Source organism: Pseudomonas sp. H3_E07 (genome assembly GCF_054668895.1).
Genome location: NZ_CP162795.1, coordinates 5,320,613 through 5,342,483, shown reverse-complemented (window position 1 = coordinate 5,342,483; position 21,871 = coordinate 5,320,613). Strand labels below are relative to the sequence as shown.

At 61.0% G+C, this 21,871-nt stretch carries 23 protein-coding genes and 2 pseudogenes; 7 read left to right on the top strand and 18 right to left on the bottom strand.

The window, feature by feature from the left end:
* Positions 1-54 precede the first annotated feature (54 nt).
* Positions 55-1,005, bottom strand: coding sequence for a GlxA family transcriptional regulator (locus AB4O08_RS24805; RefSeq protein ID WP_460114452.1), 951 nt, complete (start codon positions 1,003-1,005; stop codon positions 55-57).
* A gap of 180 nt (positions 1,006-1,185) precedes the next feature.
* Between AB4O08_RS24805 and AB4O08_RS24800 the strand changes: the two genes are divergently transcribed.
* Together AB4O08_RS24800 and AB4O08_RS24795 are read left to right on the top strand one after the other, a co-directional pair.
* Positions 1,186-1,908: a pirin family protein gene (locus AB4O08_RS24800; RefSeq protein ID WP_350488045.1), complete on the top strand. Its 723-nt coding sequence runs from the start codon at positions 1,186-1,188 to the stop codon at positions 1,906-1,908.
* 145 nt (positions 1,909-2,053) lie between these two features.
* Positions 2,054-2,440: a hypothetical protein gene (locus AB4O08_RS24795; protein ID WP_010209701.1), complete on the top strand. Its 387-nt coding sequence runs from the start codon at positions 2,054-2,056 to the stop codon at positions 2,438-2,440.
* A gap of 155 nt (positions 2,441-2,595) precedes the next feature.
* Here AB4O08_RS24795 and AB4O08_RS24790 read toward each other — a convergent pair whose 3' ends face one another.
* The 5 genes from AB4O08_RS24790 to AB4O08_RS24770 are packed head-to-tail and all read right to left on the bottom strand — an operon-like array spanning position 2,596 to position 7,726.
* Positions 2,596-3,384 carry an ABC transporter ATP-binding protein gene (locus AB4O08_RS24790; RefSeq protein WP_460114451.1) on the bottom strand — a complete coding sequence of 263 codons (789 nt, stop codon included), beginning with the start codon at positions 3,382-3,384 and terminating at the stop codon, positions 2,596-2,598.
* On the bottom strand, positions 3,378-4,367 hold the full coding sequence (locus AB4O08_RS24785; protein WP_045791946.1) for an ABC transporter permease: 990 nt from the start codon (positions 4,365-4,367) through the stop codon (positions 3,378-3,380). Before AB4O08_RS24785 ends, AB4O08_RS24790 begins: the two co-directional genes overlap by 7 nt.
* Complete coding sequence (locus AB4O08_RS24780; protein WP_042572167.1) at positions 4,354-5,412, bottom strand: ABC transporter substrate-binding protein; 1,059 nt, start codon at positions 5,410-5,412, stop codon at positions 4,354-4,356. The genes AB4O08_RS24785 and AB4O08_RS24780 overlap by 14 nt, the downstream gene beginning before the upstream one ends.
* 53 nt (positions 5,413-5,465) lie before the next feature.
* Positions 5,466-6,791 (bottom strand): LLM class flavin-dependent oxidoreductase, encoded by a 1,326-nt coding sequence (locus AB4O08_RS24775; RefSeq protein WP_460114450.1) that lies wholly within the window; start codon positions 6,789-6,791, stop codon positions 5,466-5,468.
* Positions 6,788-7,726 (bottom strand): aliphatic sulfonate ABC transporter substrate-binding protein, encoded by a 939-nt coding sequence (locus AB4O08_RS24770; protein WP_460114449.1) that lies wholly within the window; start codon positions 7,724-7,726, stop codon positions 6,788-6,790. Before AB4O08_RS24770 ends, AB4O08_RS24775 begins: the two co-directional genes overlap by 4 nt.
* A 245-nt stretch (positions 7,727-7,971) precedes the next feature.
* On the opposite strand from AB4O08_RS24770, the gene AB4O08_RS24765 reads away from it, so the two are divergent.
* Positions 7,972-8,916, top strand: a complete 945-nt coding sequence (locus AB4O08_RS24765) for an aliphatic sulfonate ABC transporter substrate-binding protein (protein WP_460114448.1) — start codon at positions 7,972-7,974, stop codon at positions 8,914-8,916.
* A 69-nt stretch (positions 8,917-8,985) separates the two neighbouring features.
* Here the strand turns inward: AB4O08_RS24765 and AB4O08_RS24760 are convergent, their stop codons facing one another.
* On the bottom strand, positions 8,986-9,159 hold the full coding sequence (locus tag AB4O08_RS24760) for a hypothetical protein (protein WP_316250889.1): 174 nt from the start codon (positions 9,157-9,159) through the stop codon (positions 8,986-8,988).
* Positions 9,160-9,169: 10 nt separating this feature from the next.
* Here AB4O08_RS24760 and AB4O08_RS24755 point away from each other — a divergent pair.
* A pseudogene (locus AB4O08_RS24755) lies at positions 9,170-9,383 on the top strand (NAD(P)/FAD-dependent oxidoreductase); the annotation flags it as partial.
* Here the strand turns inward: AB4O08_RS24755 and aqpZ are convergent.
* Entirely contained in the window at positions 9,313-10,080 is a 768-nt protein-coding gene (gene aqpZ, locus AB4O08_RS24750) for an aquaporin Z (RefSeq protein ID WP_010209685.1), read from the bottom strand. The pseudogene AB4O08_RS24755 and the gene aqpZ sit on opposite strands and share 71 nt — an antisense overlap.
* Positions 10,081-10,197: 117 nt before the next feature.
* Between aqpZ and AB4O08_RS24745 the strand changes: the two are divergent.
* A pseudogene (locus tag AB4O08_RS24745) lies at positions 10,198-10,272 on the top strand (transcriptional regulator); the annotation flags it as partial.
* Positions 10,273-10,293: 21 nt separating this feature from the next.
* On the opposite strand, the gene AB4O08_RS24740 reads toward AB4O08_RS24745, so the two are convergent.
* The 3 genes from AB4O08_RS24740 to AB4O08_RS24730 all read right to left on the bottom strand — a co-directional run bounded on the left by AB4O08_RS24740 (position 10,294) and on the right by AB4O08_RS24730 (position 13,046).
* On the bottom strand, positions 10,294-11,478 hold the full coding sequence (locus AB4O08_RS24740; RefSeq protein ID WP_010209683.1) for a sugar transporter: 1,185 nt from the start codon (positions 11,476-11,478) through the stop codon (positions 10,294-10,296).
* Between the two features lie 123 nt (positions 11,479-11,601).
* On the bottom strand, positions 11,602-11,961 hold the full coding sequence (locus tag AB4O08_RS24735) for a type 1 fimbrial protein (RefSeq protein WP_460114447.1): 360 nt from the start codon (positions 11,959-11,961) through the stop codon (positions 11,602-11,604).
* Positions 11,962-12,047: 86 nt separating this feature from the next.
* Positions 12,048-13,046 carry a bile acid:sodium symporter family protein gene (locus tag AB4O08_RS24730; protein ID WP_460114446.1) on the bottom strand — a complete coding sequence of 333 codons (999 nt, stop codon included), beginning with the start codon at positions 13,044-13,046 and terminating at the stop codon, positions 12,048-12,050.
* A gap of 86 nt (positions 13,047-13,132) precedes the next feature.
* Between AB4O08_RS24730 and AB4O08_RS24725 the strand changes: the two genes are divergently transcribed.
* On the top strand, positions 13,133-13,921 hold the full coding sequence (locus AB4O08_RS24725; RefSeq protein ID WP_010209679.1) for an AraC family transcriptional regulator: 789 nt from the start codon (positions 13,133-13,135) through the stop codon (positions 13,919-13,921).
* Positions 13,922-13,993: 72 nt separating this feature from the next.
* Here AB4O08_RS24725 and AB4O08_RS24720 read toward each other — a convergent pair whose 3' ends face one another.
* Positions 13,994-14,995, bottom strand: a complete 1,002-nt coding sequence (locus tag AB4O08_RS24720; RefSeq protein ID WP_460114445.1) for an ABC transporter substrate-binding protein — start codon at positions 14,993-14,995, stop codon at positions 13,994-13,996.
* A gap of 163 nt (positions 14,996-15,158) precedes the next feature.
* On the opposite strand from AB4O08_RS24720, the gene AB4O08_RS24715 reads away from it, so the two are divergent.
* Complete coding sequence (locus AB4O08_RS24715) at positions 15,159-15,587, top strand: hypothetical protein (RefSeq protein ID WP_205517800.1); 429 nt, start codon at positions 15,159-15,161, stop codon at positions 15,585-15,587.
* A gap of 145 nt (positions 15,588-15,732) precedes the next feature.
* On the opposite strand, the gene AB4O08_RS24710 is transcribed toward AB4O08_RS24715, so the two are convergent.
* The 6 genes from AB4O08_RS24710 to AB4O08_RS24685 are packed head-to-tail and all read right to left on the bottom strand — an operon-like array spanning position 15,733 to position 21,656.
* On the bottom strand, positions 15,733-17,475 hold the full coding sequence (locus tag AB4O08_RS24710; RefSeq protein WP_460114444.1) for an ABC transporter substrate-binding protein: 1,743 nt from the start codon (positions 17,473-17,475) through the stop codon (positions 15,733-15,735).
* 32 nt (positions 17,476-17,507) lie between these two features.
* Positions 17,508-17,780 (bottom strand): DUF2160 domain-containing protein, encoded by a 273-nt coding sequence (locus AB4O08_RS24705; RefSeq protein ID WP_010209675.1) that lies wholly within the window; start codon positions 17,778-17,780, stop codon positions 17,508-17,510.
* A 10-nt stretch (positions 17,781-17,790) separates the two neighbouring features.
* A complete protein-coding gene (locus AB4O08_RS24700; RefSeq protein ID WP_003174634.1) occupies positions 17,791-18,591 on the bottom strand; it encodes a carbohydrate ABC transporter permease in 801 nt (266 codons plus the stop codon).
* 10 nt (positions 18,592-18,601) lie between these two features.
* Entirely contained in the window at positions 18,602-19,468 is an 867-nt protein-coding gene (locus AB4O08_RS24695) for a carbohydrate ABC transporter permease (RefSeq protein ID WP_010209674.1), read from the bottom strand.
* On the bottom strand, positions 19,465-20,562 hold the full coding sequence (locus tag AB4O08_RS24690) for an ABC transporter ATP-binding protein (protein ID WP_460114443.1): 1,098 nt from the start codon (positions 20,560-20,562) through the stop codon (positions 19,465-19,467). The genes AB4O08_RS24695 and AB4O08_RS24690 overlap by 4 nt, the downstream gene beginning before the upstream one ends.
* A complete protein-coding gene (locus AB4O08_RS24685; RefSeq protein WP_042572159.1) occupies positions 20,562-21,656 on the bottom strand; it encodes an ABC transporter ATP-binding protein in 1,095 nt (364 codons plus the stop codon). The genes AB4O08_RS24690 and AB4O08_RS24685 overlap by 1 nt, the downstream gene beginning before the upstream one ends.
* Positions 21,657-21,871: the final 215 nt, after the last annotated feature.

The window sequence follows — 21,871 nt, the reverse complement described above, 5'->3', positions numbered from 1 at the left end:
GCTGGCACGGGGAGCGACACGGACATTCGGGTGCGCAACACGGACATTCTGTCGTTAACTGAACTGTTGTCGGTATTGGGTCGGGTTCAGGCCCAGTTTCTCGCTGAACAAAAAGCGCATATGCCGCACGCTGCCGAAGCCTGCGTGGAACGCCACGGTCTTGAGCGGCAGGTCAGTGGTTTCCAGCAACTGCCGGGCGCGGTCGATGCGCGCGCCTTGCAGGAACGCCATGGGCGTCATCTGCACCTCCTTGGCGAACAGCCGCGCAAAATGCCGCGCACTCATGCCAGCCAACGCGCCCATGGACTCGATGGTGAAGGGTTCGCACAGATGTTCGAGCACATGGTTCTGCACACGGGTAATCGCGGTTTCTTGAGGCGCAACCGCCGCCGTCATCGGGCTGAACTGGGCTTGCCCGCCCTGGCGCTTCATCACCACCAGCAGCACCTTGGCCACGTCCACCGCGACTTGCTTGCCGTGGTCCTGGGCCACCACCGACAGTGCCAGGTCGATACCGGCCGTAACGCCGCCCGAGGTGATCAAGCGACCGTCCTGCAAATAGATACGATCAGTTTCGACAATAGCCTTGGGGAACGCCTTGATCAGCCGCTCGGTGTAGTGCCAATGGGTGGTCACGCGGTGATTGTCCAGCAGTCCGGCATGCCCAAGCACAAAGGCCCCGGTGCAGATAGAACCGAAGCGCCGCGCCCGCGGGGCTGCTGCCTTGAGCCAGGGCAGCAACGCGGGGTGGCATTCGTTGTAGGCACCGGGACCACCGGGCACCAGCAACAGGTCATAGGCGTCCTGGGCCTGGTCCAGTAACAGATCAGTCTGCACCGCTACGCCATTGGAGGCACGCAGCGGGCCGGGCTCGGTGCCGAGGGTGAGGATCCGGTAGTGCTCCGCCGCCGGCAGGTAGCGATTGGCAATCGAAAATACTTCCAGCGGCCCGGCCATGTCGAGCAGGAGGAAGTCCGGAAACAGCGCCATGGCCACGGTTTTCATATCGGGGAGGATCCATCGTCAAGGAGTGCGGACGGCATTATGGCACGTCCACCACTGTCAACTCACGAGAGACAGTTATTCAGTTTTCATCTTCTTAATGAATGTTTCAGTAACCATTAACCTTCTTCTCAACGCCGGAGCCCTGCATGTCGCAGCCCGCTCCCACTTGAGGACAAAACCATGCTGACCCTTCGCAAAGCTTCCGAACGCGGCGCCGCCAATCACGGTTGGTTGAAGTCGTTCCACACCTTCTCGTTCGCCAACTACTGGAACCCGAAAGAACAAGGCTTTTCCGACCTGCTGGTGATCAACGATGACCGCGTCGCGGCCGGCAAAGGTTTCGGCCAGCACCCGCACCGCGACATGGAGATCTTCTCCTATGTGCTGGAAGGCGCGCTGGAACACAAAGACACCCTGGGCACGGGCTCGGTGATCCGCCCAGGTGATGTGCAACTGATGAGTGCCGGCAGCGGCGTGGCCCACAGCGAGTTCAACCACAGCCAGACCCGTGGTGTGCACTTCCTGCAGATCTGGATCGTGCCGAATCAAGCCGGCGCCGAACCGCGCTATCAGCAGGAGCACTTCAGCGAGGCGCAGAAACGTGGGCGCCTGCAGTTGATCATCTCGCCGGACGGCAGCGATGGCTCCCTCAGCGTGCGCCAGGACGCACAGGTGTACGCCGGGCTGTTCAACGGCGACGAGGCCGCAACCTTGGACCTGGCGCCCGATCGGCATGTGTACATCCATGTGGCCCGAGGCAGCGTTGAAGTCAACGGCCAACGCTTGCAGGAAGGCGACGGTGCCCGTGTGCGGGATGAACGGCAGATCCGCCTGGGCCACGGCGAAGACGCCGAGGTGCTGGTGTTCGACCTGCGCCCGCAGGAACTGCCGCAGATGCCTTGACCGGCCCTGCGATGGCTCGGCGGAACGAGCCATCGCTGACGTCGATAGTCACCATCAGCCCAATGAAGTTCTCTTAAAAAATGCAACGCGTAACATCAACCCCATACCAGCAACAACCCAACTAAAACACTCGGAGCACACCCTCATGAAACGCCAAATCTTGCTTAGCCTCGCTTTCTCGGTACTCGCTGCAAACGCATTTGCTCACCCTGTCGTTGCTGAAGGCGGCTCGGATCGCCTGATCGAAAATCGTGTCGCAGAGGGTGGCTCGGACCGCCTGCAAGGTAACCGCGTTGCCGAAAACGGTTCGGACCGCCTGCTGGAACGTCGTATCGCCGAAGGTGGTGCTGATCGTCTGCAAGAACGTGGCCTGGCGGAAGGCGGGGCTGATCGTCTGCAGGAACGTGGCCTGGCTGAAGGCGGGGCTGATCGTCTGCAGGAACGCGGCCTGGCTGAAGGCGGTGCTGATCGTCTGCAGGAACGTGGCCTGGCTGAAGGCGGTGCTGATCGCTTGCAAGGCAACAACGTTTAACCCCGCGCTGCTGGCGGGAACCCCAAACCGGCCTGATCAGCCGGTTTTTTTTCGCCTGTGATTAATGCAGGTCGCGGCTGCCCCCTGCACCGCCTTGCCGATCTTTTGCCGCGCTTCGATGCGCACAGGTAGGGCCTACACAGTAGCGCCGTCGGCTACCAGTTTTCACCCAACCCCAGCAGGCCCAGAATCTGCCGTCGCAGGTCCACCAGGTAAGGATCGTCGCGGTGCCGGGGGTACGCGCGGTCGATCGTCAGTTGTGCCTGGATCCTGGCGGGGCGATCGCTGAAGACAATCACGCGATTGGCCAGCAGCAAGGCTTCTTCCACATCGTGAGTCACCAACAAAGCCGTATAGCCCTGGCGCTGCCACAAGTCGATCAGCTCCTTTTGCAGGGTGATACGGGTCAGGGAGTCGAGCTTGCCCAACGGCTCATCGAGGATCAGCAGGCGTGGTTGATTGACCAGTGCACGGGCCAAAGCCACTCGCTGCGCCATGCCACCCGACAACTGCCGGGGATAGGCGCGGGCGAACTGGCTGAGGCCGACTTTTTCCAGGGCTTCATCAACCTTGGCCGCATGGGTCTTAAGCAGGCCCTGGGCTTCCAGGCCAACAGCGACGTTGTCCCATACACGGCGCCACGGGTAGAGCGTCGGGTCCTGGAACACCACCACACGGCTGGGGTCCGGACCGGTGATCGCGTCACCGTCGGCCAGCAAGCGGCCGGAGTCCGCGGGCTCCAGGCCGGCTACCAGGCGCAGCAAGGTTGACTTGCCGCACCCCGAAGGCCCGAGCAACGCCACGAACTCGCCCGGCGCCACGTCCAACGAAACCCGCTCCAGCACCGGCAGATGCTGGCCGTCCAGGGCAAAACCATGGCTGAGGTTTTCTATCCGCAGCGCCAGACTTTCCGACGCCGATACTGCGTGTGCCAGGGCTACCATTTCATCGATCCTTTCTGCCAGGCCAACAACCGGTCACGCACCAGGAACAACCCGGTGATCAACCCCGAACAAGCGAGCGCCATGATCAGCAAGGCGGCGTACATATTGGCGTAGGCGGCCCAGCCCTGGGCCCATTGCAGGTACCAGCCGATGCCGGATTTGACGCCCATCATTTCTGCCACCACCAGGGTCGAAAACGACGCCCCCAGGCCCATGAACAGGCCGACGAATACATGCGGCAACGCTGCGGGAATCGCCACCTTGAAAATCAGAAAAGCCTGCTTGGCACCAAGGGTACGGGCTACGTCGTAATAGGCTTTGTCCACACTCGCCACGCCAGACCAGGTCAGCACCGTGACCGGAAACCAGGTGGCCAGGGCGATCAGAAATACACTGGCACTCCAACTGCTGGGAAACAGAAAAAAGCACAGCGGCAACAACGCCGTGGACGGCACCGGCCCGAGGATGCGCAACACCGGGTGCAGCCAGTAACCGATGCGCGTGGACCACCCGATCGCCACCCCGGCGATAAACCCGGTGATCGTCCCCAGCGCCACGCCCGAGCCTAGCAGCAATGCCGAGTGCAACAGGCTGTCGGCCAGGCGCGCGTAGTCTTCGATATACACCGCCAGCAACGCCTGGGGCGGCGCAAAAAACGGCACCGGCAACAGTGCCAGTTTGGCGGTCAACAGCTCCCAGCCCCCGAGCAGCACCGGTAAGGCGATCAGCCAAGGACCGGCATTGCGCAAGCGCTGGCCAAGCTTGGATACCGTGCGCCCCAACAGGCTCAACACGACGTACAGCCCCGCAATACCCACACACAGGTTGGCCAGGCCTTGGGTCATCGGCCAATTACGCGTCGCGTTGGGCCAGAAGCTGATCAGCAGCGCGACGGCCAGCCAGGCCCCAACCACCGCCACGCCTTGCCACCGGACTTTGAACGCCAGGGACGGGTTCAGGGTTGTCGCATCAGCTGAAGACATCGGCGGTGATCTCCTTGGCAAACTCCACCGGGTCAGTGCTCTTGCTGATCACTTCGACGGTTTTCAAGTCGGTGACGTAGGTGAGGATTTCCCTGGTCAATGCCGCGCCCACCGCGTGGTGACCGTGGGTGTGGTCGTGGAGGATCGCCTGCACTTCCTCTATCGACGTATTCAATGCATGGGCCTGGAAGCCTTTGGCAACTTCTTCCGGGTGCTGCACGGAATAGTCGTGGGCTTCGAGGATCGCCTGGGTCAAGGCCGCGACCACGCGCTTGTCTTCACGCACCAGTTTGCCGGTGACGCCGACCACGCAGCAGCTGAGGTTGGCGTATTCCTCTACCAGATTGGTAGACAGTTCACGCGCCACGCCAGACTTGATCAGGCGGTACATGAACGGGTCACTGCCGCTCACTGCCTGCACTTCGCCACGCTCCAGCGCAGTGCCCAGCAAGTCGGCGGGATACAGGCGCCACTCCACATCGCGCACCGGGTCCACACCGTGTTTTTTCAGCAGGATCGAGAAGAAATTACGATCCGGGCTGGCCATGTCGGTCACACCGATGGCCTTGCCCTTGAGGTCCTCCAGCTTGGCCACAGCGCCGTTCACGGCACTGAGCAAACGCAGGCAGCCGCCGTGGGTGCCGGCGGTGAGCTTCACATCGAAACCCTGCTCCAGCGCCTTGAGCCAACGCAACGCCATGCCCACGCCCGCGTCAGCTTTACCGGTGGCGATGGCCTCCAGCAGCACTTCGGTGGAGTTGCCGAAGTTGACCAGCTCTACGTCCAGATTGTGCTTTGTGAAAAACCCCTGGCCATGGGCGATCACCACTGGCGCCAGGCACACGGCGTTGAGGTTGACCGCCAGTTTCAGCTTGCGCGGTGCGTCGAGGCGGATGAACTCACCGGTGCCTGCGGGCTCCTGGGCAGTGTTGTGACCGGCATGTTCGTCGGCGGCAACGCCCAAGCGTGGCAGCGACAGGCTGGCCACAGTGATGCCGGCCAGGCCGAGCAGGCGGCGGCGGGTCAAATGATCGAATATAGCCACAGAAGAATCCCTTTATGTGCGGTAGTGCGGTGTGTAGGAGCGAGCTTTGCGTTTCAGCCAGTAAGCTCGGAGAGGCCCAGGTGCTCACGCAACGTCGACCCTTCGTAAGCGGTGCGGAACAGCCCCTTGCGCTGCAAATGCGGGATCACGCTCTCGACAAACTCGGTGAACGAACCCGGCAAATACCCCGGAGAGATCACAAACCCGTCGCAACCGCCCTGTTCGAACAGCTCGGCCAACTGCTCGGCCACTTGCGCGCCCGTGCCTACTAATTGCGGTACGCGCACGCTGCTGGCGAAGATGCGCCCGAGCTGTTCGAGGGTGGTTTCCGGCCCTTGCATCAACAGCTTTTCAGCGGCGGCCGGGTGGATCAGCGGCGACTGGGCGATCTCGGCCAGCGTCGCGCAAAGCGGGAATGGCGACAGGTCTACATTCAGCTGCGACGCCAGGGTCACCAGCCCCAGCTCCGGCCGTGCCAGCGCGTTGTGTTGATCGCGCTTGGCGCGGGCTTGCGCTTCGCTGCCACCAATGAACGGCATCACCGCCGTCAGCACCTTGCAACTGTCAGCCTCACGGCCTTGCTGCACCACCTGCGCACGCACGTCATCGCGAAACGCACGCATGGCCGCCAAGTGCGGATGAATCGTGAAAATCGCCTCGGCCCAACGCGCGCCAAAGCGCCGGCCACGCCCGGAAGAACCGGCCTGAATCAGCACCGGCCGACCCTGGGGCGTGCGCGGAATATTCAACGGGCCTTCAACCCTGAACCACTCGCCCTGATGCTGCACCGAACGGATCAACTCCGGGTCCGCCAGCACGCCGCTTTCGCGATCCAGCTTCAGCGCGCCGTTGCCCCAGCTGTTCCAGAGCTTCAGTGCGACTTCGACAAACTCATCGGCGCGGTCATACCGCAGGTCGTGTTCAAGGTGCTTGTCCTTGCCGAACAGACGCCCTTCGCTGTCGTTCATCGAGGTGACGATATTCCACGCCGCCCGCCCCTTGGACAGGTGGTCGAGGGTGGCGAATTCACGGGCGATGTGCGCCGGTTCGTAATAGGTGGTGGAACGCGTCGCGCCCAGGCCCAGCTTACTGGTCTTGCCGACCAGGTAAGAGAGGATCGGCAACGGGTCCAGGCGCGTGGCGTCCTGGGCGCCGTAGCGCAAGGCGAACTCGCGGGAGCCGCCCATCTGATCACCCACGGCCAGGCGATCGGCGAAGAACAGGAAGTCGAACAGCCCCTCCTCCACCACCTTGGCGACCCGCGCGTAGTACTCGGGATCGAGGTAATTGCCAACGGTTTCGGGGTGGCGCCACACCGCATGGCTGTGCACCACCGGCCCACTCAACAAAAACGCGGATAAATGGATTTGGCGGCTCATGGCTTGGGTGTCCACACGGTGATGGCGCTGACCTTCAACGGCTTGGGAATCAACTTGGCGGCGTAGTAGGTGTCGGCGATGCGCTGTTGCTCGGAGAGGTTTTCCACCTTCACCGGGATGATGTCGTAGCTGCGGCGGCTATTGGCGCGCTCCACTGTAGCCGGGGCGATATTGCCCCACAGCGGGCCGAGGATCTCGGCAGCTTCCTTGGGATGGGCCTTCGCCCATTGGCCGGTCTCGCGCAGGGTATCGAAGGTCACCTGCAACACGTCCGGGTGGGCCTTGGCGAATCGCGTGGTCGCCAAGTAGAAACGGTTGTAGTCGGCCAGGCCGTCCTTGCCGTCGGCGATGACACGCACGTGGTGATCCAGCTGTTGGGTGGCGAGGAACGGGTCCCAGATCACCCAGGCGTCCACGCTGCCATTGGCGAAGGCGGCGCCGCCGTCCGGGGCTTCCAGGTAGCGCGGGGTAATATCGGCCAGGGTCAAGCCAGCTTTTCTCAGCGCGGATATCAGCAGGTAATGGCTGCCAGAGCCCTTGGACACGGCGACGGTCTTGCCCTTGAGGTCGGCGATGCTGTGGATCGGCGATTGATCCTGGACGATGATCGCCTGGGCACTCGACGATGAGTTTTCCTGGGCGTAGTAGGTCAACGGTGCATCGGCAGCCTGGGTGAACAGCGCAAAGGCGTCGGCCACGTCGGCGTGCAGGTCGACGCTGCCGGCGTTCAGCGAGCTGAGCAAGCCAGTGCTGAACTCGTGCCAGTTCACCGTGAAACCCAGGGGCTTGAGGCGCTGCTCCAAGTGGCCATTTTGCTTGAGCAGGATCCACAGGGTGGATGAGCGCTGATAGCTGATGTCCAGGGTTTGCTCGGCATGGGCCGCGGTCGCGGCGAACAGCAGGCTGGCGGCGACGATTAGTTTTTTGAACGTCATGGGAGGCCTTGGCGAGGAAGAAATGAAGAGAACTGCATATGCCAAAAAACCGCTTAAGGCCTGGCAGCAAAGTTGATTCGATTATATTAATGATTGGAAATGATGAAAGAATCTTATAATTCTATGGTTATGCTCAATTCATAGGCAGGTGGAAAAAGCGTCCTAAGTTCAGATCGAAAAAGTATTTAACGAATAGTTTTTAGAACTTTAAGCTCAATACTGTTTCGTCAAAAATCGAGCATGCCATGTCCATACGTCGTCCCCTCGCTGCGGTAGTAGGGTTGCTGGCCTTCTCCGTTGCGGTCAGCGCCGAGGCCCAGGAAACTGTGCGCATCGGTTACCAGAAATCCTCGACCCTGATCACCCTGCTGAAAACCCAGGGCACCCTGGAAAAAGCCCTCAAGGCCGACAACATCGACGTGAGCTGGCATGAGTTCCCCAGTGGCCTGCCCCTGCTCGAAGCGTTGAACGTGGGCAACGTCGACATCAGTGCCGACGTGGCCGACACCGTGCCGCTCTTCGCCCAGGCTGCGCAGGCCAAGCTCACCTACTTCGCCCAGGAAGCCCCCTCGCCTTCAGCCCAGGCCATCGTGGTGCGCAAGGACTCGCCGATCCAGCAACTGGCGGACCTCAAAGGCAAGAAAATCGCCGTGACCAAGGCGGCGGGCACCCACTACTTGTTGATTGCCGCGTTGGCCCAGACGGGCCTGGAATTTTCGGATATCACACCGGCCTACCTGTCCCCCGCCGACGGTCGCGCAGCGTTCGAGAACGACAAGGTGGACGCGTGGGTCACCTGGGAACCCTTCCTCACCAGCGTGCAGCGCCAACTGCCAACACGTACCCTGGCGGACGGCGCGGGGCTGGCCAGCTACAAGCGCTACTACCTCACCGGCACGCCGTACGCCAAGGCCCACCCGGACGTGTTGAAAGTGGTGTACGCACAACTGGAAAAGACCGGCCAGTGGGTGAAAACCCACCCGCAAGACGCGGCCAAAGTACTTGGCCCGCTGTGGGGCAACCTGGATGTAGCGACGGTTGAAGCAGCCAATGCGCACCGCAGCTATCAAGTGCAGCCAGTGAAGATCGATCAATTGGGCGAACAGCAGAAAATCGCCGATGCCTTCTTCAAGGCGGGCTTATTGCCCAAGGCCGTGGACGCCAAGGATGTACAGACCTGGAAACCTTGAGGGCGGAACAAGGATAGATCCGGTGGCGAAAGCGGTGGGTCGGCCGCTTTGCCCATTGCTGATCTACCGCTATCGCAGGCAAGCCAGCTCCCACAGGTGGACCGCGGCGCAACAGTTGGAGAGTGGTTGGCTGTCGCGCACCCCCAACGCCCTTCCCGCCAGATGCGCCGCGCCCAGCGCCGAGACCTCCGGTGACAGGCTGCGCACCACCGGGCGTTGCAGCAGGTTGGCCAAAAACGGCATCAGCCAACGGTTGCGCGTCGCGCCGATGACCTACAGCCAGCCCAAATACGTGACCTGCCTCGACCTCGGCGCCTGGGGCGCCGTGTTCACCGAAGGTTGGGACCGCCAGATGAAGCTGGTTGGCCAGGAAGCCAAGGACCTCAAGCGGTCAGATCAACACGGTGTGGATCTACCCACCCGCCGCTGATCGCACGGTGGCGCTGGCTGCGGCGGACCCGCTGATTTGTCGCGCTCACCCAACGAACGCGCCGCCAACGCTCCCATCACCCCGCCGACCATCGGCGCCAGCCAGAACAGCCAAAGCTGCGCAAGGTACTCGCCCCCGGCAAACAACGCCGGCCCGGTGCTGCGTGCAGGGTTCACCGAAGTATTGGTCACCGGGATCAGCACCAGGTGAATCAAGGTCAGCGCCAGGCCAATCGCAATGGGTGCAAAGCCAGGCACAGCGCCCGACGAGGTCACGCGCATGATGATGAACAAGAAAAAGAACGTGGCGATGCATTCCGCAAGCAGCGCGGCCTTCATGTCAAAGAGGCCAGGGCTCAATGGGCCATAACCGTTGGCGGCAAAGCCACCTATTGCAAAATCCGGCTGCCCGTTGGCAATCAGGTATAACGCCGCAGAAGCGCCAATCGCACCGGCAACCTGCGCCGCGATGTACGGCAGCACTTCACCGGCCGCTACACGGCGACCCGCCCACAAGCCAAGAGTGACGGCCGGGTTGAAATGCCCACCGGATATTCCGCCTACCGCATAGGCCATGGTCAGCACCGTGAGCCCGAACGCCAGCGAAACGCCGACAAACCCAATGCCCAGTTCCGGGAAAGCCGCCGCCAGGATGGCGCTGCCACAGCCGCCGAACGTCAGCCAGAAAGTACCGATAAACTCGGCGGTCAAACGCTTTTGCACAATCGACTCCATTGCTGTTCAAGTGCCGTCACCACAGGCCGTGGGCGGTCTTGGGCGACGGTAGCAATGGGTATCAAATTGCTGTGTAAGACTTGTCTGGATTACTGCTTTTGAACGTTTAACGTCTGGAGGGAACCGACAGGGCCGGCCAAAGCGCTGTTGAGGGCCATTCACAATGGCCCGATGCATGCGTTGAATGCATTGACGGTGGCGCGGGAGTTTGACTCAGGCTCGCGCCACACCCTGCCCAAACCGGCGGATCGCCAGGCAATACCCAATCAACGCCAGCGCCGCCAGCAACCCGCCCGCCGCGCCGATCCAGGCGAAGCCGAACTGGCTGCCGACCCAACTGCCCACCAGGGCGCCGCCGCCGATGCCGATGTTGTAGATGCCGGAGAACATCGCCATGGCCACGTCGGTGGCATCCGGGGCCAGCACCAGCACTTTGGATTGCATCGCCAGGCCGAAGCCCATGATCGCCATGCCCCAGAACACACTCAGCACCACCAGGTAGGATTCTGCACCGCTCAACGGCAGCAGCAGCGCCAGGCACGCGGCGAGAATGAATACCGCGCCGACCACGAACACATGCGGGTTGAAGCGGTGCACCAGGCTGAACAACAGCGAGCCGATGATGCCGGCGCCGCCGAACACCAGCAGGATCAGGGTCACCGCGCTGCCGCTCATGCCGGCGACGCCTTCGACGAAGGGCTCGATGTAGCTGTAGGCGGTGAATTGCGCGGTCACGGTCATGGCGGTGAGCACGTACAACGCCACCAGCGCCGGGCGCTTGAACAACAGCGGCAGGCTGCGCAAGGAGCCGGAGTTCTGGCTCGGCAGCAGCGGCAAGGTGCGCGCCAGCCAGAACACCAGGGCAGCGGCGAAGGCGCCAATCACCAGGAACGTCGTGCGCCAGCCCATGGCTTCGCCGAGCAGGCGGCCCAGCGGAATACCCAGCACCATCGCCAGGGAAGTACCGGTAGCCAGCAGGCCGAGGGCTTGCACCTGCTTGCCTTCCGGTGCCAGGCGAACGGCCAGCGATGCGGTGATCGACCAGAACAAGGCATGGGACAAGGCGATGCCGATGCGACTGAGCATCAGGATGCCAAAGCTGGTAGCGACGCTGGAAAGGATGTGACTGACGATAAACATGCAAAAAAGCACGATCAGCAGTTTGCGCCGTTCAACGTTACGGGTCAGCAGCATGACCGGCAGCGAGGTCAGCGACACGATCCAGGCGTAGATGGTGAGCATCAACCCGACGCTGGACACAGGCATGTCGAAGCTGGCGCCGATGGCGCTGAGCAGCCCGACGGGCACGAATTCGGTGGTGTTGAACACAAAGGCGGCCAACGCGAGGGCGATGACCGGTTGCCAATTGGCTTGGGGCGTTGCGGCTGAAAGGCTCATTGAACGGCGCGGTACTCTGACGGTGATCAAGCGGCCACCCAGGACAAGCGCCGCCGCCGAGCATTCTATAGGTTTCTGGCGCGGCTGTTGACGCCGATCCAGCTCAAAACAACCTCGGTGGCGTCACGGCGCGGTCAGGGTAACCACGTAGGCCCCCGATTGAATGGGTTTGCCGAGGGCATCCACCAGTACATACCGCTGGTCGTAATAGCGCCCATCATTGCTGTCGGCCACTAACTTGACGTCAGCCTGCGCGTTGCCCACTGCCTTCACCGTGCGCACCGGCCGCACCTCGAAATGGCTGCTACGCAGGGCCTGCGGGCAGCCCTTGAGTTCCAGCGTCGACCCACCCAGCGACGCCGCATGACAACTGGGCTCGACAACACTGCCGTGAAACTGAATGACGCCAGAGGATCCCGCCATGCAAGCCCCCGCCCATACCGCAAGAACGCCGGTCATCAGTGAAAAACGCTTAACGTTCATGTCGACGCTCCTTCTTGGGTGGTTAAGAAGGTAGTCGTCGGGCCCGCCGCTTACTTGAGTTTATTCGGCAAACGCTGTGACGTAGTTCAAGGATCCACCTGCCCCATCATTTCCGGAATGCTTTCCGCACGTTTGGCATAACGCTGTGCCAGCGCCGCGCAGACCATCAGCTGGATCTGGTGGAACAGCATCAGCGGCAGGATCAGCACGCCCATGGTCGCTCCGGCGAACAACACTTGGGCCATTGGCACGCCCGTCGCCAGGCTCTTCTTCGAACCGCAGAACAGAATGGTGATGCGGTCTTCCTGGTTGAAGCCGAAGGCCTTGCCCAGCACGGTCGAGGCCACCAGCACCAAGGCCAGCAACACGCAGCACGCCACCACCAGTCCGCCCAGTTCCCATAGCGGGATCTGATGCCAGATGCCTTCGTTGACCGCTTCGCTGAAGGCGCCGTACACCACCAGCAGGATCGAACCCTGGTCGACGAACTTCAGCCAGGATTTATTGCGGCCAACCCATTCGCCGATCCAACGACGGGCGATCTGCCCGGCGATGAACGGCCACAGCAATTGCACGCTGATTTTCAGGATCGCGTCGACGGTAGACCCACCCTCGCCGTGTACGTTGAGCAGCAGCGTCACCAGCAACGGCGTAAGGAAGATCCCGAACAGGCTGGACGCCGCCGCACTGCAAATCGCCGCCGGGATATTGCCCCGCGCCAGGGAGGTGAAGGCAATCGCCGATTGCACCGTGGCCGGCAAGGCACAGAGGTAAAGCATGCCCATGTACAGGTCTTTACCAATCAGCGGCGACAGCAGCGGCTTGAGCGCCAGGCCCAGCAGTGGAAACAGCACAAAGGTCAGGCTGAACACCAGCAGATGCAGGCGCCAGTGGCCGGCACCGGCGACGATGGCCTGGCGCGACAGCTTGGCGCCGTGCAGGAAGAACAGCAACGCAATCGCCAGGTTGGTGACCCAGCCGAAGGCCACGGCAGTCTGGCCGCTGGCGGGCAGCAGGGAAGCGAGGATCACCGTGGCGATCAGGGTCAGGGTGAAGTTGTCAGGCAGAAAACGGGGGCGAGTCATAAGCAGGATCTTCCGGGGGTTGCCAAGAGCGTCGTCGCGACTCTAACGTAACGCCTTGTTACCGACTAACGCCAATGAGCCACTAAATGCCGCCTAAAGGACATGACAAGACCGTCCGCCGCAGTGTGCCTGGGCTTTCCAGCCTGCCGCGGCCGGTGTACGGGCGCACCGAATCCTTGCCCAATCGTGCGCTGACCCGCCGGCACAGCCACCCGTGGGTGCAATTGTCCTACGCGATTTCCGGGGTGCTGGAGATCCAGACCAGCGTCGGCCGCTTCGTCGCACCGCCTCAGCGTGCGGTGTGGATCCCGGCAGGTGTGCCGCACCGCGTGTTCAGTTCGCCCCACACGGAAATGCGCAGCTTGTACCTGGATTGCAGCGTCACCGCCTGGGCGGTCGAACGCTGTCATGTGCTGGAGGTGAGCAGTTTGCTGCGGGAATTGATCCGCAGCTTCAGCGAACTTCCGGTGGAGTATGCCGAGGATGGGCCGGATGGGCGCTTGGCCCAGGTGGTGCTGGACCAACTGGCGGCGGCGCCTCAGGTGGACCTGATGCTACCACTGCCCCTGGACCCGCGTTTGCGCCACATCTACCGCAGCTTGAACCTGCGCCCGGAACAGCAAACCACATTGAGTCAGTGGAGCCAGAAGCTGGGCGTGAGCGAGAAGACCCTCAGCCGGTTGTTTCTGAGTGATACCGGGCTGACCTTTCGGGCGTGGCGCCAGCGTTTGCGATTGCTGACTGCCCTGCCCGCCCTGGAGCAGGGCGAGCGCGTGACGGATGTGGCGCTGGCCTGTGGGTATGAATCCACCTCGGCGTTTATCAATGCGTTTCGCCAGCAGTTCGAGGCGACGCCAGGGGAGTTCTTCCGCTAGGCAGGCCTTCGCCACAATTGCCTGGCGCCACAGCTATTCGCCATGCCCGCCGTGGCACGCCCTTCGCGGATATCAGCTGCCATCGCCACCATGGGCTTCTTCGAAGAAGTAGTCTTTCCAACTGGCAGCCTTGTTTTTCAGCACCCCCAGCGCTTGCAATTTCTCGGCATAGAGGTAGGTGCGCTGCGGCACGATGGTGAAGTCGATTTCCGGGTCCTGGACGATCTGCTCCACCAGGTCCAACGGCAGTTTCGACTGTTCTACGCGGATGTATGCCTTGGCCGCAGCCGGTTTGTCGGCCTTTATGATCTTCTCGGCCTCGGCCAGCGCGTCATAGAACGCCTTGTAAGTCTTGGGGTTTTCGTCATGAAATTTCTGCGTGGTGTAGAGCACGTTGAACGTCGCCGGACCGCCCAGGATGTCGTAGGAACTGAGCACCCTGTGCACATTCGGATTGAGCAATTCCTGATACTGGAACGGCGGGCTGGAGAAGTGTGAGTTGATCTCCGAACCGCCGGCAATCAACGCGGCGGTCGCGTCGGGGTGCGCCAGGCTGATGGAGATGTCGTCGAATTTCTTGTAGTGGGCATCGCCGAACTGCTTGGCGGTCTCGATCTGCAGCGTGCGCGACTGGAAGCCCACGCCGGCGGCTGGCACGGCAATGCGGTCGTTTTCGGTGAAATCCTTGAGGGTCTTCACGTTGGGGTTGTTGGTCAGCAGGTAGTTGGGCATCGAGCCGAGGGAGGCGATGGCCTTGACGTTCTGCTTGCCCTTGGTGCGATCCCACAGGGTCAGCATCGGCGGCACACCGGCAGAGACCACATCCAGCGCACCGGCCAGCAGCGACTCGTTCATCGCGGTGGCGCCGGAAATGCTGCTCCACTCCACCTTGATGTCCAGGCCCTGTTCCTTGCCGTGCTTTTCGATCAGGTTCTGGTCGCGCACCACGTCGAGGATCAGGTAGCCGATGCCGAATTGCTGGGCGATGCTGATCTTGCCTTCGGCCTGGGCGCCGATACTGATCAACGCTGTCGCAACCGCCAGCAGGGCCAGGGAAGAACGCTTGAAAGTCATAGGAGTCTGCCGCGTTTTTAAAAAGGTGATGGAGCCTAGCGGCGATTTTTAAGACAGGAAAAGAATATCGGGATCTATTGTTATGCAAATCACCCACAAACACCCGCTCGGCTGGTATTGTGCCGCGCTTTGAAAAACTGCCGAACCTGCGAGGAAATGGACGTTGAACACTGACGAAAAAATGACCGGGGACCTGTTCGAGGTGGATAAGCGCCTGTCACTCAAACCCGTGGTGGACTTCAACGCCTACCTGCGCAGCGCCTTCGGCGACGGCCCGTGCAGCTGCATCCGCTGCACGACCAGCCAAGGTGATGAAACCGGCTATGAGTTCCAGCACACCTTCACCTTCGACGGCAAACCCACCCAACGCCGCTTCGCATCCACGGCGGGCAGCGATGTGCTGCAGGCGCTGAAGAAAGCCTGGTTGTCGTACACCAAGGCCGAGTTGCCGTTGAGCGGTGTACTGGCGCTGGACACCGTGAAGGAGTTTGTTGAACCGCAACTGCATAAACGCCTGGCACCGCTGTTTTTGGCCAGTGGGTTGGTCAAGGAGGTAGAGGGCGCGTTGCAGGTTCAGCCGCAGGCGGCGTAAGCGTTTTCCACCTCGGTGGTATGAATACGCAGCACTTTAGCCACAACTTGCTGCACGGTCTTGGACCTGCTGATGAATGCAGCCCAACCACCGAACACAAAAAACGGCACGCAAGCGTGCCGTTCTTCTTTGCCACTCGACGTAATTACTTACGCGCCGCCTCCCACTGCTTGAGCAGGTCGTTGTAGTTCACGGTCTCGCCTTTCGGCTTCTCATTGGCCAGTTTCGGCTTCGGCGCGCCCGGCTGGTCGAACCAGTATTGCGCGTCACGCTCGGGGTTCATTTTCGGGCCGCACACCGGTTGCACCTTGGAGCGTTCCAGGCGCGTCATGATGGCGTCCTGTTCCTTGGCCAGGTTGTCCAACGCCTGTTGCGGGGTTTTCTCGCCGCTGGCGGCGGCGGCGATGTTGCTCCACCACAGTTGTGCCAGGCGTGGGTAGTCCGGCACGTTGGTGCCGGTCGGCGACCATTCGGTTCGGGCCGGGCTGCGATAGAACTCCACCAGGCCACCCAGTTTCGGTGCCATGTCGGTCATGGCCTGGGAGTTGATGTCGGACTCACGAATCGGTGTCAGACCAACGATGGTTTTCTTCAGCGACACGGTTTTCGAGGTCACGAACTGCGCGTAAAGCCAGGCCGCAAGCTTCTGTTTCTCAGGCGTCGACTTGAGGAACGTCCAGGAGCCCACGTCCTGATAGCCCTTCTTCATACCCTTTTCCCAGTACGGTCCGACGGGCGATGGCGCCATGCGCCATTTCGGCGTGCCGTCGGCATTCACCACAGGCAAGCCTGGCTTGACCATGTCGGCGGTAAACGCGGTGTACCAGAAGATCTGCTGGGCGATGTTGCCTTGGGACGGCACTGGGCCGGATTCGGAGAAGGTCATGCCCGCCGCTTCCGGTGGCGCATAGGCTTTCATCCAGTCCACGTATTTCTGGGTGGCATACACGGCGGCCGGGCCGTTGGTGTCGCCGCCACGGGTAACGCTGGAACCGACCGGGTGGCAGTCCTCCACGCGAATGCCCCACTCGTCCACCGGCAAGCCGTTGGGCAGCCCCTTGTCGCCGCCACCGGCCATGGAGAACCAGGCATCGGTGAAGCGCCAGCCGAGGGACGGGTCTTTCTTGCCGTAGTCCATGTGCCCATACACGCGCTTGCCGTCGATATCCTTGACGTCTTCGCTGAAGAACTTGGCGATGTCTTCATAGGCCGACCAGTTCACTGGCACGCCGAGGTCATAGCCGTATTTTTCCTTGAATTTGGCTTTCAGCTCCGGACGCTCGAACCAGTCGGCGCGGAACCAGTACAGGTTGGCGAATTGTTGGTCGGGCAATTGGTAGATCTTGCCGTCGGGCGCGGTGGTGAAGGAGATGCCGATAAAGTCCTTGATATCCAGGGTCGGCGAGGTGAAGTCCTTGCCTTCGTTGGCCATCAGGTCAGTGATGGATTCGGTCTTGCCGTAGCGAAAGTGTGTACCGATCAGGTCCGAGTCGTTGACCCAGCCGTCATAGATGTTCTTGTCGGACTGCATCTGAGTTTGCAGCTTCTCCACCACGTCGCCCTCCTGCAGCAGGTCGTGGGTCAGCTTGATGCCGGTGATTTCGCTGAAGGCTTTGGCCAGCACCTTGGACTCGTACTCGTGGGTGGTGAGGGTTTCCGACACCACGTTGATCTTCATCCCACGGAACGGTTCCGCAGCCTTGATAAACCACTTGAGCTCTTCAAGCTGCTGTTCAGCCGTGAGGGTGGACGGCTTGAACTCGCTGCCGATCCATTTTTTTGCAGCATCTTCGTACGCATCGGCCCAGGCCGAGGCGCTCAAACCACTGAGGGCCAGTACGGCGGCCAATGAAATGCTATGTCGCAGCTTATTGTTCTTATTCAACATAGAGACCTCCAGGTTGTTTATTCATAAGGGCACTAGCCCCAACGCATCACACTCAACAGCCATACCAGGGAGAGCGCGGACGCCACCCAGATGCTCCAGTCGGTAACGCCGATGACCAGCAAATGCAGGTAGGCGCTGCCGAGAAGACCGATAAACAAACGATCACCACGGGTGGTGCTGATCGGTAAGAACCCACGCCGGGGAATACTCGGAGAACGCAGCTCCCAAGTGGTCATGCCCGCCAGGATCAGGGCTATGGCACCAAAAAACAGCGCGGTGGGGGTGGTCCAGGCCATCCATTCCATCATCGACTCCTCAGACCCGGCCCAGGGCAAAGCCCTTGGCCACGTGGTTGCGAACAAACCAGATCACCAGCATGCCGGGAAGGATAGTCAACACCCCCGCCGCCGCCAGCACGCCCCAATCGATACCCGACGCCGACACCGTGCGGGTCATCACCGCCGCGATGGGCTTGGCATTGACCGAGGTCAGGGTGCGCGCCAGCAACAGTTCGACCCAGGAGAACATGAAGCAGAAAAACGCGGTGACACCGATGCCGGAGCCGATCAACGGGATAAAAATCTTCACGAAGAACTTAGGAAACGAGTAGCCGTCGATGTAGGCGGTTTCGTCGATTTCCTTGGGCACGCCGGACATGAAGCCTTCAAGGATCCACACCGCCAACGGCACGTTGAACAGGCAGTGCGCCAGCGCCACCGCGATGTGCGTGTCGAACAGCCCGATGGACGAATACAGCTGGAAGAACGGCAGCAGGAACACCGCCGGTGGCGCCATGCGGTTGGTCAGCAACCAGAAGAACAGATGCTTGTCGCCCAGGAAGCGGTAGCGCGAAAACGCATAGGCCGCCGGCAGCGCCACGCTCAGGGAGATCACCGTGTTCAGGCTTACGTAGTACAGCGAGTTGAGGTAGCCGGTGTACCAACTCGGGTCGGTGAAGATCACCTTGTAGTTGGCCAGGGTGAAATCCTGCGGAAACAGCGTCAACCCGCCGAGGATTTCGGTGTTGCTCTTGAAGGACATGTTCAGCAGCCAGTAGATCGGCACCAGCAGGAACAGGATGTAGATCAGCAGCGGAATAACCTTGCGCTTACTCATGTTGGCGGCCTCAGCGGTTGGCGTCGGAGTGGGTCATGGCGGTGTAGAACAGCCAGGACACCAACAGGATGATCAGGAAATACACCAGCGAGAATGCCGCCGCCGGGCCCAGGTCGAATTGGCCTACAGCCATCTGGGTCAGCGTCTGACTCAGGAACGTAGTAGCGTTACCCGGACCGCCGCCGGTGAGGACGAAAGGCTCGGTGTAGATCATGAAGCTGTCCATAAAGCGCAGCATCACCGCGATCAGCAGCACGCTTTTCATCTTCGGCAACTGGATATGTCGGAACACCGCCCAGGGCGATGCGCGATCAATCCGCGCAGCCTGGTAGTACACGTCCGGAATCGCGCGCAGTCCGGAGTAGCAGAGCAGCGCCACCAGGGAAGTCCAGTGCCATACGTCCATCACCAGCACCGTTACCCAGGCGTCCATGGTGTTGGCGGCGTAGTTATAACTGATGCCCAGGGCGTTGAGGCTGTAACCCAGCAGGCCGATATCGGCGCGACCGAAGATCTGCCAGATTGTCCCTACCACGTTCCATGGGATCAGCAGCGGGATGGCGAGGATGATCAGCACCAGCGAAGACCAGCGGCCCTTGGTCGGCATGGTCAGGGCGATGGCGATGCCCAACGGGATTTCGATCAGCAACACGCAGGCCGAGTAAATGAACTGACGCAGCAGCGAATCGTGCAGGCGTGGGTCAAGCAGCACCTGCTTATACCAGTCGGCACCGACGAAGTAGCGACTGGACTGGTCGAAGATGTCCTGCACCGAGTAGTTGACCACGGTCATCATCGGGATCACCGCACTGAATGCCACCAGCAGGAACACTGGCAGCACCAGCCACCAGGCCTTGTTGTTTTGCACCTTGTTCATGGCTGCACCTCCAGCAGGTAATCGTCGGCGTACACCATCAACCACTGCGCGGGAAAGCTGATGGAGGCCTTGCCTTCGGGCACGGGTTTGTCTTCGGCCAGGCGTACCTTGAGCAACGCGCCGTTGAGGTTGAGGGTAATAATCTTGTAGGTGCCGAGGTCTTCGAGATGAGTGATATCGGCCTGCAGGGCGTCAGGGTTGTACTCGTCCCACACGTGGATGAATTCCGGGCGGATACCGACCTGCAGCTTTTTGTACTCGGTGTTGGCAATACGTTGCTGCAAGGCCGCTGGCAATGGCAGGTGGGTGTCGGCAAACCGCACCCCGCCCGCCTCGGCTTGCACCTCGATCAGATTCATCCCAGGGCTGCCGATGAAATAGCCGACAAAAGTATGGCTGGGCCGTTCGAACAGATCGCGGGGTGTGCCGAATTGCACGATCTGGCCGCCGTACATCACCGCGATCTTGTCGGCGAAGGTCGAGGCCTCCAACTGATCGTGGGTGACGTAGACCATGGTGATGTTGAACTGCTCGTGGATCTGCTTGAGTTTGCGTCGCAGTTTCCACTTGAGGTGCGGATCGATCACCGTCAACGGTTCATCGAACAGGATTGCCGACACGTCGTCACGCACCAGGCCACGGCCCATGGAGACTTTCTGTTTCTCGTCGGCGGTGAGGTTGCGGGCCTTCTTGGTCAGCAGGTTCTGCAGGTCGAGAACTTCGGCAATTTCCTGCACCTTGCTGTGGATTTTTGCCTCGGCCATGCCCTGGTTGCGCAGCGGGAACGCGAGGTTGTCGAACACCGTCATGGTGTCGTACACCACCGGGAACTGAAACACCTGGGCGATGTTGCGTTTTTCCGGGGTGAGGTCATTGACCACTTTGCTGTCAAACAGCACCTGGCCTTCGGACGGGCGGAGCAGGCCGGAGATGATGTTGAGCAGGGTCGACTTGCCGCAGCCCGACGGCCCAAGCAAGGCGTAGGCCCCACCCTGCTCCCACACATGGTTCATTTCCCGAATGGCGTAGTCCTCAGGACCGCTCGGCGTAGGGCTGTAGCTATGCGCCAGGTTCTGCAAATGGATCTCGGCCATCAGGCAACCCTCGCAACACGGCGCCCGGGGGCCTGGACCAAACGGCCCTGCCCATCGAACACAAACAGTTTATGGGTGGGGATATACACGCGGATCGGCGCGTCGACGTCGTATTCGTGGACCCCCGGCAGGTGCAGTACCAGCAGGAAATGTTCGCTGCGCACATGCAGGAAGGTTTCCGAACCACTGATCTCCGCGACTTCCACGGTGACCGCCAGCTCCAGATCGTCATCGTTGCTTGGCACCAGGCTGATATGGCTGGGGCGTACGCCAAAACGGAATTCGCCTTCGCCAATCGGGCGCAGATCGACGTTCAGCGGGAAGTGCACGAAATTGGCAAAGCTCACCTCATTGCCGCTGATACGCCCCGGCATCAGGTTGATCGGCGGCTCGGAAAACAGCTCGGCCGCCAGCACGGTCTGCGGCTGGTGATAGACCTCGGCAGCCTTGCCGCTCTGAATCACCCGGCCTTCGTGAAGAATGGTGGTGGTGCCGCCCAGGGCCAACGCTTCGTTGGGCTCGGTGGTGGCGTAGATGGCGATGGTGTGGCGCGCGGCGAACAGCTCGCGCATTTCCTGACGCAGTTCTTCGCGCAGTTTGTAGTCCAGGTTCACCAGTGGTTCGTCGAACAGGATCAGCTCGGCGTCCTTGACCAGTGCGCGCGCCATGGCCGTGCGCTGCTGCTGGCCACCGGAGAGTTCCAGCGGGTGACGCTGGAGGAATTTCTCGATGCGCAGCATCTTCGCGGTTTCCAGCACTTTGCTCTGGATCAGCTCATTGGACACACCGGCCTGGCGCAACGGCGAGGCGATGTTCTCGAACACCGTCATGGTCGGGTAGTTGATGAACTGCTGGTAGACCATCGACACGTTGCGCAGGCGCACCGGCTTTTGCGTGACATCCACACCGTTCATCAGGATGCGACCGCTGTTGGGCTTATCCAAGCCGGCCATCAGGCGCATCAGGCTGGTCTTGCCGGACAGGGTGCGACCGAGCAAGACGTTAAAGGAACCGGCTTCGAAACGCAGGGTGGCGTCGTCGATCCAGGTCTGGCCTTCGACAACGCGGGAGACATGTTCCAGGGTCAATGACATGACACGACCTTTTTTATTATTGGAATGAATCTGGCCAGCTGTCAGAGCGAGTTTCGTGCCAAAACGACAAGTGTTTGATGTGCAAGGAAATGGGGTGAAAGCGATGTTCGAGAGTGAACAATCTGACTGAACAATTGAACAGTTCAGGGGTTGACAATGAACAGTTCTGAACAACACTCTCATGCACAACACAGGGCAACTGTGGGAGCGGTTTT

Excerpts from the sequence above, each read along its gene's own strand:
- AB4O08_RS24805 (WP_460114452.1), bottom strand. The coding sequence starts at position 1,005 with ATGAAAACCGTGGCCATGGCGCTGTTTCCGGACTTCCTCCTGCTCGAC.
- AB4O08_RS24800 (WP_350488045.1), top strand. The coding sequence starts at position 1,186 with ATGCTGACCCTTCGCAAAGCTTCCGAACGCGGCGCCGCCAATCACGGT.
- AB4O08_RS24795 (WP_010209701.1), top strand. The coding sequence starts at position 2,054 with ATGAAACGCCAAATCTTGCTTAGCCTCGCTTTCTCGGTACTCGCTGCA.
- AB4O08_RS24790 (WP_460114451.1), bottom strand. The coding sequence starts at position 3,384 with ATGGTAGCCCTGGCACACGCAGTATCGGCGTCGGAAAGTCTGGCGCTG.
- AB4O08_RS24785 (WP_045791946.1), bottom strand. The coding sequence starts at position 4,367 with ATGTCTTCAGCTGATGCGACAACCCTGAACCCGTCCCTGGCGTTCAAA.
- AB4O08_RS24775 (WP_460114450.1), bottom strand. The coding sequence starts at position 6,791 with ATGAGCCGCCAAATCCATTTATCCGCGTTTTTGTTGAGTGGGCCGGTG.
- AB4O08_RS24770 (WP_460114449.1), bottom strand. The coding sequence starts at position 7,726 with ATGACGTTCAAAAAACTAATCGTCGCCGCCAGCCTGCTGTTCGCCGCG.
- AB4O08_RS24765 (WP_460114448.1), top strand. The coding sequence starts at position 7,972 with ATGTCCATACGTCGTCCCCTCGCTGCGGTAGTAGGGTTGCTGGCCTTC.
- AB4O08_RS24760 (WP_316250889.1), bottom strand. The coding sequence starts at position 9,159 with ATGCCGTTTTTGGCCAACCTGCTGCAACGCCCGGTGGTGCGCAGCCTG.
- aqpZ (WP_010209685.1), bottom strand. The coding sequence starts at position 10,080 with ATGGAGTCGATTGTGCAAAAGCGTTTGACCGCCGAGTTTATCGGTACT.
- AB4O08_RS24740 (WP_010209683.1), bottom strand. The coding sequence starts at position 11,478 with ATGAGCCTTTCAGCCGCAACGCCCCAAGCCAATTGGCAACCGGTCATC.
- AB4O08_RS24735 (WP_460114447.1), bottom strand. The coding sequence starts at position 11,961 with ATGAACGTTAAGCGTTTTTCACTGATGACCGGCGTTCTTGCGGTATGG.
- AB4O08_RS24730 (WP_460114446.1), bottom strand. The coding sequence starts at position 13,046 with ATGACTCGCCCCCGTTTTCTGCCTGACAACTTCACCCTGACCCTGATC.
- AB4O08_RS24725 (WP_010209679.1), top strand. The coding sequence starts at position 13,133 with ATGCCGCCTAAAGGACATGACAAGACCGTCCGCCGCAGTGTGCCTGGG.
- AB4O08_RS24720 (WP_460114445.1), bottom strand. The coding sequence starts at position 14,995 with ATGACTTTCAAGCGTTCTTCCCTGGCCCTGCTGGCGGTTGCGACAGCG.
- AB4O08_RS24710 (WP_460114444.1), bottom strand. The coding sequence starts at position 17,475 with ATGTTGAATAAGAACAATAAGCTGCGACATAGCATTTCATTGGCCGCC.
- AB4O08_RS24705 (WP_010209675.1), bottom strand. The coding sequence starts at position 17,780 with ATGGAATGGATGGCCTGGACCACCCCCACCGCGCTGTTTTTTGGTGCC.
- AB4O08_RS24700 (WP_003174634.1), bottom strand. The coding sequence starts at position 18,591 with ATGAGTAAGCGCAAGGTTATTCCGCTGCTGATCTACATCCTGTTCCTG.
- AB4O08_RS24695 (WP_010209674.1), bottom strand. The coding sequence starts at position 19,468 with ATGAACAAGGTGCAAAACAACAAGGCCTGGTGGCTGGTGCTGCCAGTG.
- AB4O08_RS24690 (WP_460114443.1), bottom strand. The coding sequence starts at position 20,562 with ATGGCCGAGATCCATTTGCAGAACCTGGCGCATAGCTACAGCCCTACG.
- AB4O08_RS24685 (WP_042572159.1), bottom strand. The coding sequence starts at position 21,656 with ATGTCATTGACCCTGGAACATGTCTCCCGCGTTGTCGAAGGCCAGACC.